We start from the raw sequence: 7945 nt of genomic DNA on the forward strand, positions 1-7945 counted from the left end.
ATATCAAGAAACTCTATCGTGAAGAAGATGGATTCCGAATGGTTTCCATCAATCCAGATGTTGCCGAGAAATTTATCCCCTTTGAAGATGAAATCAGAATTGTTGGCAAGGTTGTAGGGCACTTCATGCCTGTGATTGGAGGGTAGAGATGTCAAAGTTTGTTAAAGAAATGATTTACCTCAAGGAAGACCGCATTATCTTATCTCTTGAAAAAGAAGAATACGACGTAACAGACCATCTGACAGAATTGGTCGATGAACTAGCAAAACTAAAAACAAGGTGAATAATATGAGCTATATCGACTATTCAAAAGAACCACGTAGCGATATTGCTTTTGTTGATATGAAATCTTTCTACGCATCAATCGAATGTGTAGAGAGAGGACTTCACCCGCTTCATACTTCACTTTGTGTCATGAGTAGGGCCGATAATTCTTCTGGTTTAATTTTAGCATCATCACCAATGTTTAAAAAGGTATTTGGTAAAGGAAATGTCGGTAGAGCCTACGACCTTCCCTTTGATGTTCAGACAAGAAAATTTAACTATTACCGTGCTAAAATATCAGGATTGCCAACGGATGCAAAGTTTGTTTCCTTCATAGAAAATTGGGCCAAGCGTACATTTATTGTGCCACCTAGAATGGACTTGTACATTCAAAAAAATCTGGAAATACAAAAAGTATTTCAAAATTATGCAGATCCAACAGATATTCTGCCCTATTCTATTGATGAGGGATTCATAGACTTAACTTCATCGCTAAATTATTTTGTTGAAGACAAATCTCTAAGTCGCAAAGATAAGTTGGATGTGGTTTCAGCAAAAATTCAACACGATATTTGGGAAAAAACGGGTGTCTATTCAACTGTTGGAATGAGTAATGCCAATCCACTTCTAGCTAAGTTAGCACTTGATAACGAAGCTAAAAACACTGCTACCATGCGTACCAATTGGTCTTATGAAGATGTTGAAACAAAGGTCTGGAACATTCCGAAAATGACTGACTTTTGGGGAATAGGTTCACGAACAGAAAAACGACTAAACAAATTGGGAATCTACAGCATTAAAGAATTGGCCAACTGTGACCCTACTATCTTGAAAAAAGAATTTGGGATAATTGGCGTGCAACATTGGTTTCATGCTAATGGTATTGATGAAAGTAATGTCCATGAACCCTATCGACCGAAAGAGGTTGGGATTGGTAATTCACAAGTACTTCACAAAGACTATACACGTCAAAGCGATATAGAGCTTGTCCTACGTGAAATGGCAGAGCAAGTTGCGATTCGGCTACGCAGAAGGCACAAAAAAGCAACCGTAGTTGCCATAAATGTAGGCTATTCAAACTTCGAAAACAAGAAATCAATCAATGTACAAAGAAAAATTGACCCCAATAATCGTACGCTTGTTTTTCAAGATGAAGTTGTTTCTCTCTTTCGTTCAAAATACGATGGAGGGGCAGTTAGAAGCATTGCTGTAAGGTACGATGGTTTGGTGGATGAAAATTTCGCAGTTATTTCACTTTTTGATGACTTTGAAGTAAGCGAAAAAGAGGAAAAATTAGAAACAACTATTGATTCCATTCGTGATCGATTTGGATTTCTTGCTGTACAGAAAGCTAGTTCTTTATTAGAAAATTCAAGGGCAATTGCTCGCAGTAGATTAGTCGGCGGACATTCCGCTGGAGGATTGGAGGGTTTAAAATGATTGATAGAAGTTATCTGCCTTTTAAGGTTGCTAGAGAATACCAAGACCGAAAGATGGCCAAATGGATGGGATTTTTCTTGTCAGAACATACATCGGGTTTAGAACAAGAACGCAATCGCATTGATTATTCAAGTGAGTTAAGTTTAGCAGATAAGCTACTGCTACTCAATCAACTATATAGCCACCAATTTACTGGTATTCTGACAGTTCCCGGTAGGACTTATGTAGGGAAAGTAAAGAACTTGACTTTTCAATCGATTTCATTTGAAACAAAAGAAGGCTACTTCAGTATCCAAATCTCTGATATTCTTGCAATAGACTTGGAGGTAGAGTATGAATCAGCTTGATTTTAATAAGAACCAACTCCAGATGGACTATTTTAGTGACAGTTACCGAAAATTTGAAGCGGATTTCTATCGCTATTCTGCTCTAGATATACCACTAACATTTTTAACGGATGATATTATGCTTGCCATGGCCAAATCTCAAAAATCCTATTTCAAATTGAACAAAGAAAACGCTAAAGATTATCAGGACCATTATTTTATGTTCAATGTTGAACCTTCACGAGATAATAATCTAGTTAGGCTATATTGTTACGATTCAACGATGACACATATTTCAAAAAACAGGCCAAAATAATTGGTCTGTTATTTGTTATTATTGCTCTCTCGCCTACCTTGTCTAAATCTCTCAATGTTTTTTTCGAATTGTTCCATGTTAAGTTTATTTTTCGCTTCCTGTATCGACTTATCAAGACTTTGTCCCTCATCGGTTATAACGCTTTGAGATAATTCAACGTTCCTATCAGGCTTAAAATTTGTATCAAAAACCACATCTAGGAGTTGTTCTACTTTGGTTAGTTCAGTATCTGACATCTCAGATAGTCGATGAATCAGTCGTTTAAATTGATCCTGGTTCTGTTTTTTCTTTTGAAAAAATTTCATTTTCTTCTCCTTAAATTGTAAAAAGGTAGCCTTCATAGGACTACCTGACTTATAAATCATCAATGGCTATTGAAATAGCCTGCAACTTTTTATTTTGGATCTTCTTTTCATCAATCAATTGATGAAGTTCTTCAATTTGTTTTTGACAAGCGGAAATATCATTGTTGTTTTGTGCAATGGTATCAGCCAAGTGTTGTTTATAGTCACTTGTGATATTTACCTTCTTCGGCTGATTTTGTTTAACGGTTGAAGCGAGCGTTTGTACATCTTTAGATTCTGACTCCTTTTGTTGCTGTTCAAAAGCAGCCACATAATCTACTTCTTCAATTGGTTTTTCATCCTGTTTATGGAAAAGTGCTGCAATTTTTGCTCGTTCTTCATGGGAAGATGTTGGTTTCACATCATCTAGTGGCTGATCAAAATTCCAAGTTTTACTCATTTTATATCCTCATTTCTGTAATCTGGGTGTAGTGTGGTTTCTTTACCAAAGGCTTGCTCTAGTGCTTCATGAAATGACAACTGACTAGATTGTTGCCGTTTGATAAAGGTACTGTACATTGCTGTTTGTAGTTGGTCTCGATAGTGTTCCAATTTCTCAGTCTCACGTGAGACTTTTTCTTCTTGTCTAGCTACTTTTTCAGCCAGACGTTCAATCACACTCATAGGGTGTCCTCCTTGTCACTTTCTAGATTATGATAGTGGACTTGATTTTGTTATCACAATTCCATAGCACGCTCTCGTTTAGGTGGAGTATGATTCTTATTAACTTGTGCTTGGGCTGTTTGGATACAATCACTTAAGGATAGTTCACTCTGCTGTTTCACAATATCATTCCAATCTGACTTTGTTTCAAGTCCCTGTAATGGTGGTAAATCTTGAGAAATCGGAAATCCTTTATCTGACAGTTTCTGACAAAATTCTCTTCCTGCTTCATCGTTATCAACAGCCAATGTTATGAAATTTGAATGAGTTCGAAAAAAGGTTGTCGTCTCTTGTATTGCCTGAAGATAATGGCTAAGTCTGCTTGGTTTTACTGTATCTAGAAATGCCAATTTCCCTTGTTCCTCTGCTGCTAGACGCAAAGTCTGATAAGCAATCACTGAAAGTTTTAAGCCTTCCATTGACACCAGGCGAACATCTGATAGCTGCTTGTTATGAAGCTGATAATAACTCATCATATCTATAACTGATTCACAAAAAATGAGTCGCTTAGGATTCCCAATATCGAAACTAATACCGACATAGCCATGAGATCCTTTCATGATTTTTTTGAGATAACCTCGATCGTGTTTTTCTTCATTTTTGACGAGACCTTGAAGGCTTGCGGCCTGTAAGACACCATTATGGCCATAGCTTTTAAACACTAAAACTGACTCCGCTTGATAAGTAGCTTCGGCAAGCAATCCTTGTCTGCCAAAGGAAATGATAGTCTGATCACTTAGGCTACGGACATCTTTCAAGAAAGTACGTGCTTTCTGAAAGGGTTCTTCATGCAAATAATATTGAAACGGTTGATACGTTTCTTCTATCAACTTAGCTTGTTCAAAATCCCCAGTTTCAAGATAAGATACAGCCTCTTTGAAAGTAACGCCTGCTACTAATTGAACAAAGTCTATCACATCCCCTTGTATATCTCTTGAAAACCATTTGAAAGTATTAGTATCGGCAAAAATCCGAAAGGAATCATGGTTTGGGTGTTCATAAATTTGTCCTGATAATCGTCTGAAGGAATAACCCAAACTTTCAGCCACATCTAAAATGGCCTTTTGTTTTACTGCTTTAATTCGTGTCATCTTGTCTCCCTATCAAAAAAAGCAGAAGACTGTCTCCTGCTAGTTGTTCTCGCTTGTTGTAGTTCCTTGGATCGTTGGTATGCTGGAATTGGCTCCATCTGTTGCTTCTTTCATGTCCTCCAGTTTCCCATTCCAAATGGTCAACTGATTAACCAGGAGCTTGTCGGAAACTTTGGAGTAGGATAACATAACCGACTTGGTTTCTGTCTGAGTGGTTCGCTGTTGTTGCTCACTCAAATCAGAAACATAGGTCACTTGATAGTTAACTTCCGCAAGTGCAACATTGCTTTCTGTATTGACAAAGATACTGGCTGATTCAAATCGGTAGTCAAGCATATAATCTTTATAAACTTGATTAATCGCTTTATTCTGACTTGCTTCCTCTTCTGAAAATGCTGAGTCCGTCATATAGGGTTTGATACGAGTGTTATTTTCGCCCATCTGAACCTTGGTGAAATATTGAGTGAGAAATTCTTTGACAAGCTCATCTGATAGGACTGTCGCTCTTTCCTCCTGCTTTTTCTTTGACACAAGTTTATTGGCTTCTGCTCGTATTTGGTTCTCTGTTTGCTTTGAAATGGTTTGTGAGCCAATCGTGTAGCCAATCATGACCATAAAACTGACTGCGATTAAACCTCCTACTCCAATCAGAAATCGAGCTTTCACTTTATTTAACATGGCTTACTCCTTTATTAGTGATAGCCTCATCATATCAAGATTATCTTGGAGATTTTATCACAAGAAAAAGGACTACCAATCGGTAATCCTCCGTGTTAAACTATTCTATTCTTCCACCACTTCATAATTATGCTAAAAACGAGAAATAGATTCAAAGCAATTAAAAATCCTGTAAAACTCCAAACTCCATTAGTTGCTAAATCTTCTGTATAGAGGTATCTCTCAGTAAAGAAGAGGTAAATTCCATAGATTTCAATAAAGATTAATCCACTGATGAGCCCGATAAGAAATAAAGCAGCTGAAACTTTCACAATCTGATAAAGGACAAGTAACATCAGTCCTATTGCTGCGATAATCAAAATGTTTTGTAGAATTTGTTCCAACATCTTATACCTCTTTCTAGGACAACTGCATACGGTAATAGTTGGCTTGTTCCTGGTCAAGTTCATCTAGTTGGGCAACCAAATCAAGGTATTCCGTCTTCGTCACCTCATCTAAGCTAGGAAAATCATTCTCACGAGTTGTGATGATGAGTTCCAGCTGTCCAGTGATTTCACGCTTTGAAAAGCTATAATCAAGAGCTTCATCTTCATACTGTTCCTTTAAAGCTAGGTAGTTGGCTCTATCCTCTGGACTTGTGAAACCTTGTGCCAACCATTCTTCAAGTTGATAACGCATTTCTTCTAGTGTTTGGGCCATGATCTATTCTCCTTATGTGATTTCTTGACTTCATTTTACCGCGTTCAATAATATTTGTCAGCCTTTTTTCTTATATCTCGAGTGCTATTTGTTGCTTCATTTGGGGTGTTGTATCTTCACTAAACTTGGCCAAAGCTGCATCTATCTCCTCAATCTCTGCCTCTTTTTCAACCAAGGGAGCTAAAACATCATATTTAGCCTTTACAAGCTGATAGTCAGCTTCCTTGGGAAAGACTTTTTCAACTTCTACTTTGGCTACTTGTAGCTTATCTTTTAAATCCTTTACCAGCCCTTCTGTCTTTTCTTGGTCATCCATGATATGGTCAATGGCATTACTAATCCGTTGAATGGTTCCCACGTCTGATTTCAAATCAAGAGCGACTGTATATTGGTTATCGCCTACAATCGTTAAAGTAACGGTCTCTGGTAAAGGCTCACTAGGACCTCGTGTAGTCATTTTTAAATCAAATCCTCTAAAGCTGGCAAGTGTTTTGACTTCCTTGGTCTCTGAGCGGTTATAGGTAATGAGTTTTCGCAGGTAGTCCCCTGCTTCTGCACGATTATCCATTACTTGATTGTCAAATCGCATGACAAAATCTTGCGACTTTGTTACCAAAGATTGGGCAATATCTTTATCATATTGACTCAACCGTTTTTCCATGATAGGGAGGTGCTTCTCGCAATAGGAAACAGTGTGACGGTATTCATCTTTTGAGCGATTAAAAGCTCGTTTTTGATTTTCTAACACTGTCAGTTCATTTTCCAATTCCATTTTGAGTTTGAGATAGGGATTACCAGTGGCTAAAGCCTTAAAGTCTGAGGCGGTCATGGTTTGTTCATCAATATCTTCTGCTGATCTCACAGGATCTTTTGAAGTCATAATCTGAGTGATGTATTTGAGCTTATTCTCCTGTGTCTGCCAGAGGTAATTATCAAAACTCCCTTTGGTAATGTAGTGATAAATATCCACCTCTTGGTGCATATTCCCTTGTCGAATCAGTCGTCCATTTCGCTGTACAATATCAGAAGGCCTCCAGGGAACATCTAAGTGGTGGACAGCTTTCATACGTGATTGCACGTTTAGACCCGTTCCACCTTTTTCCGTAGATGCCATGAGAATCCGTACTTCCCCACTATTGACCTTGCGTGAGAGAGAATTTTTCTTCTCATCAGTATTGGCATCATGCACAAAGGCAATTTCTTCTTTTGGTATCCCTCGATCGACAAGCAAGTCCTTAAGTTCATTGTAAACATCAAATCCTTCTTCCTTACTTTTAGGCGTTCCAATATCAGAGAAAATCATCTGAGTGGCTTTGTCTTCAGCTCCTTCACGGTAAATCCGCTCGACATTATCAACGACTTGAAGGATTTTCTCATTGTCTGATAAGGTATAAGCAGGGTCAATCAACCGCATATCAATGGCTAGTTTTCTAGCTTCCCCGGTTATCTTTAACATATTATCTCTACTTGGATCGACACTACCTGACTTGATAGCGTCTGAACGCTCTACCAGTTCTTCTAAATAGTATTTCTGAGCTTGCGTTAACTCGCTTTCCACCGCAATAATCTTAGCTTCAGGTACAGGTAAATCAAGCATATCAGAAGTCTGAATATCGGCGGTTTCCTTGTAAATACGCATTAGTTCGGGCAAGTTGACAAATTTCTTGAACCGTTTCTTAGGTTGGTATTTATCACCTGTCGGGGCTAGTTCCATAGAGTTTTCAATATTCCCAAAAGCCCCAACCCAGGAATCAAAATTTGATACCTGGTATCGCTCTAAAACATCAGGTTGAATGTAATTCATCATGGTATAGAGTTCGCTAATGGAGTTTGAGACTGGTGTTCCAGTCGCAAAAACGACATTTCTATCTCCATGCTCTGCCTGAACTTGTCTCACCTTCATCTCCATATCCACGTTCTTTTTAGAAGTGGTATTGGTAATGCCAGCGACATTGCCAAGTCCTGTGATTGGACGGATATTCTTGAAGTGATGAGCTTCATCCACAAAAAGAAAATCAATTCCAAGGTTTTCAAATTCAATAAAGGTATCTCGCTCTAGTTTTTGGAGTTCTTCCAACTGGTGCTCTAGTCCCTTGATTGAACGCTCTGCTTCTTTGACCGTAT

The 7945-nt window shown here is 38.2% G+C and carries 13 protein-coding genes; 5 read left to right on the forward strand and 8 right to left on the reverse strand.

Features of this window, described 5'->3' with window-relative positions:
- The 5 genes from J5566_RS10125 to J5566_RS10140 all read left to right on the forward strand — a co-directional run.
- Positions 1-146, forward strand: a 146-nt coding sequence (locus J5566_RS10125; protein ID WP_244229027.1) for a S24 family peptidase, incomplete at its 5' end; no start/stop codon positions are given.
- A 2-nt stretch (positions 147-148) separates the two neighbouring features.
- Complete coding sequence (locus tag J5566_RS10730) at positions 149-283, forward strand: hypothetical protein (RefSeq protein WP_096811956.1); 135 nt, start codon at positions 149-151, stop codon at positions 281-283.
- Positions 284-288: 5 nt separating this feature from the next.
- Positions 289-1704 carry a Y-family DNA polymerase gene (locus J5566_RS10130; RefSeq protein WP_208563152.1) on the forward strand — a complete coding sequence of 472 codons (1416 nt, stop codon included), beginning with the start codon at positions 289-291 and terminating at the stop codon, positions 1702-1704.
- Complete coding sequence (locus tag J5566_RS10135) at positions 1701-2051, forward strand: hypothetical protein (RefSeq protein WP_208563153.1); 351 nt, start codon at positions 1701-1703, stop codon at positions 2049-2051. The genes J5566_RS10130 and J5566_RS10135 overlap by 4 nt, the downstream gene beginning before the upstream one ends.
- Entirely contained in the window at positions 2038-2346 is a 309-nt protein-coding gene (locus tag J5566_RS10140; protein ID WP_024381905.1) for a DUF5960 family protein, read from the forward strand. Before J5566_RS10135 ends, J5566_RS10140 begins: the two co-directional genes overlap by 14 nt.
- 8 nt (positions 2347-2354) lie before the next feature.
- Here J5566_RS10140 and J5566_RS10145 read toward each other — a convergent pair whose 3' ends face one another.
- From J5566_RS10145 to J5566_RS10180, 8 genes are all read right to left on the reverse strand, one after another.
- Complete coding sequence (locus tag J5566_RS10145) at positions 2355-2651, reverse strand: hypothetical protein (protein ID WP_208563154.1); 297 nt, start codon at positions 2649-2651, stop codon at positions 2355-2357.
- A 49-nt stretch (positions 2652-2700) separates the two neighbouring features.
- Positions 2701-3090 (reverse strand): DUF5945 family protein, encoded by a 390-nt coding sequence (locus tag J5566_RS10150; protein WP_208563155.1) that lies wholly within the window; start codon positions 3088-3090, stop codon positions 2701-2703.
- A complete protein-coding gene (locus J5566_RS10155; RefSeq protein ID WP_029173148.1) occupies positions 3087-3314 on the reverse strand; it encodes a DUF5965 family protein in 228 nt (75 codons plus the stop codon). The genes J5566_RS10150 and J5566_RS10155 overlap by 4 nt, the downstream gene beginning before the upstream one ends.
- Positions 3315-3367: 53 nt before the next feature.
- The gene (locus J5566_RS10160) at positions 3368-4444 is read right to left on the reverse strand and encodes a toprim domain-containing protein (RefSeq protein ID WP_208563156.1); all 1077 of its coding nucleotides are present in this window, start codon (positions 4442-4444) and stop codon (positions 3368-3370) included.
- A gap of 39 nt (positions 4445-4483) precedes the next feature.
- Positions 4484-5122 carry a peptidylprolyl isomerase gene (locus J5566_RS10165; protein ID WP_208563157.1) on the reverse strand — a complete coding sequence of 213 codons (639 nt, stop codon included), beginning with the start codon at positions 5120-5122 and terminating at the stop codon, positions 4484-4486.
- Positions 5123-5217: 95 nt separating this feature from the next.
- Positions 5218-5508, reverse strand: coding sequence for a DUF5966 family protein (locus J5566_RS10170; RefSeq protein WP_208563158.1), 291 nt, complete (start codon positions 5506-5508; stop codon positions 5218-5220).
- A gap of 13 nt (positions 5509-5521) precedes the next feature.
- Entirely contained in the window at positions 5522-5821 is a 300-nt protein-coding gene (locus J5566_RS10175) for a DUF5962 family protein (RefSeq protein WP_208563159.1), read from the reverse strand.
- 70 nt (positions 5822-5891) lie between these two features.
- Positions 5892-7945, reverse strand: a 2054-nt coding sequence (locus tag J5566_RS10180; protein WP_244229026.1) for a helicase-related protein, incomplete at its 5' end; no start/stop codon positions are given.

This window comes from Streptococcus suis (assembly GCF_017601095.1).
In the GTDB taxonomy this organism is placed as follows: Bacteria; Bacillota; Bacilli; order Lactobacillales; family Streptococcaceae; genus Streptococcus; species Streptococcus suis_Z.